Below are 2,305 nucleotides of genomic sequence, written 5' to 3'. Positions count from 1 at the left end.
CTGAAGCGCCATATTCATGATGGGTGTCCTGACGCCCTCTTCCAGAGGTTTGGCCAACATGGAGCCAATTCGCCGCTCGGTAGCAAGTCCCTAAGTATTCCTGTTCGACGAAAGTTTCCAGGAGGACAGGTTCATAGCCGTAACGCGTTTGCCAGTCCGCCCGAATCCGTCGAGCGGCTAAGGCCAGGGCGTGGCTTGCTAAGTGGGGGACGTGAACCTGAGGCAAAATGAGAAAGCGATTATTATTCACGATCCGCATCCGGTAGCGAGTTTTCTGTTCTGGGCTCCAACCAATCCATTGGTCTCGGATCCTTAGTGCTTTGGAGGCAGCACCAAACAACAAACAGCCAACCACCACGCGGCCCTTTTGGATTTGAACCCGAATCCAATACCGTTGATGGGCACCGATAGGGCGGCGATACCCTAAAGGATGGTGCGCCTGCATGGTAACATTCCAGTCTCCCAATTCTGACGGAGACACGGGGTCCACACTGACTGGAGAGACTTCACTAAGGGAAGCGGCTAGAATCGTTTCGATCGGTGTTCCGGCCATTTCTTTCCCTCGATTTCCTTTCGCTGCGTTCCTGTGCACGGGGGTGGGAGAAAGCCATCCGGCCTGTTCGAAGTCTGCAAGCAACTTTAGACACGCATCGACCCTCAGTCGACCATTGGGCGCTTTCCAGGAGAGATTCTCACATAGAGTCCATGCAAGTTCTTTCCGGCTTAACTGCCGAAACTGAGCGACCGTAGTTTGAATGAGTTCTATGTCGTCCTCGGTAAATTCACGGTCGCCAATCCAAAAAGGCACGTCGATAGACGGCATCTGATCACCTCACTTACAAGGGTCGGCGCTTGTTCTTCGCATATTTATTCGCGCCGGGTCGCGTTTTCCGCGGATGGGTTCGACCCTTAATCACCGGCACAATGTTACGCGTTAGTTCGTGGAGCAGGCGCCTGTATATAGCCGAGCGCTTCTCGTCGTCATCTTCAAGAATGACTTCCACCAATTTGTTTTTCAATTTCCCGACGAGAATGTTGTGGTTGATTTTATATTCCTCATACTTACGACCGGAGTTCTGGGCTTGTACCTCCTCAAGTGCGTCTTGCTCAATGACGGAGGCCATGTTGCTGAGCAGGGTGGTTGCATGAAAGTCCTGTTCAATGGCGGTAGGCGTTTCTCCGGAGAAGTTTTCGACTTCAAACTGGTACTTGAGCGCCTTGAAGTGAGTCTCAATCCCCCACCGTTTAAAGTAGATGTCGCCCATTTCTGCCTGGCTGAGCTTGTCCTCGCGAAGATCCGTGATGAGTAGTTCCGTTTCTCCTGTGGATAAAGGGAGTTTCACGACGCGGATGGGGAGAACCGTTCCCTCCGGGACAGGAGTTCGTTGCTTGCGTAGCTCCTTGGCTCGCTCCTTGGTAATTCGCAGTTGAGCGATTTCATCCATCGTTTGCGTCTGCATAATCTCCTTGCAAAACCAGGTAGAAACACGCATGACGAAATGAACCCGTCGTTGCATAAGGTAGTGGATAAACTCTATGGATGGGTAGCCTCGGTCAAACAAAACCACGGTCTCATATGGAGAGGTTTCCGGAATGAGAGTGAGCATCTTTTCGATGTTGGCCTTGGCTAGCACTCGTTCATTGGTGTCATAGCGGCCTATGGTTGTGGATACGGCAAGTCTGTTCTCTACATCGTACAAGTGGGAAGAGAGCGCTCTGGCCAACTTAAAGTTCTTCATTTTATTGGTAACATAGCCATACTGACGTTGCGTCTGAGCGGTGTTTGGAACTTCCAGTACGCACCCATCCATGGCAAACATGCGAAACCCCTTGTGTGTTTTGTAGTCGTGATCTGCATAGAATGTGCGAATATACACGTCATTGAGCGTGACAAAGGCCTCAGGCCGAATCTTCTGTCTTGCCTTGGAGAAGGATTGCTTTGTGTATGAGGTTGCTAGTGCGGATTCTGGCATGAAGCGTTCGCGAAACTCGTCGATCTCCAACTGAGACGATTTGCGAACCATATTGAAAATGAGGAGCACAAGCGGGACGAACCCAACCTTGCGTTCCCTAGTGAAGTCTTTCTCACTTTTCCTTGCGTTGTTCCTGAACCCTGCAAACTTCAATGTAGTCTCCACACAGTCCGCGAGAAGATTGGTTTTTTTTCATTTTAACACCCTCCCAGTCCACCATAACAAAAACGAGCGAAGTTGTCCAGCGGTGAACAAAAAGGCAGACGGACAATGCTCATCAATCTTCCTTTTTGTCCCAAATTGAATTCGGATCGCTTAAGTTGACAGCATTG

Annotated in this window: 2 protein-coding genes; both read right to left on the bottom strand. The window is 50.4% G+C overall.

Going from position 1 to position 2,305, the window contains the following annotated elements:
- On the bottom strand, positions 1 to 823 hold an 823-nt coding region (locus M4I36_RS15430; protein WP_258112654.1), incomplete at its 3' end, for a Druantia anti-phage system protein DruA.
- A gap of 13 nt (positions 824 to 836) precedes the next feature.
- Entirely contained in the window at positions 837 to 2,138 is a 1,302-nt protein-coding gene (locus tag M4I36_RS15425; protein WP_258112653.1) for an IS4 family transposase, read from the bottom strand.
- Positions 2,139 to 2,305 lie beyond the last annotated feature (167 nt).

The sequence above is a fragment of the Alicyclobacillus sp. SP_1 genome, assembly GCF_024706985.1.
GTDB lineage: Bacteria > Bacillota > Bacilli > Alicyclobacillales > Alicyclobacillaceae > Alicyclobacillus_I.
This window is presented reverse-complemented; position numbering and strand designations above follow the sequence as displayed.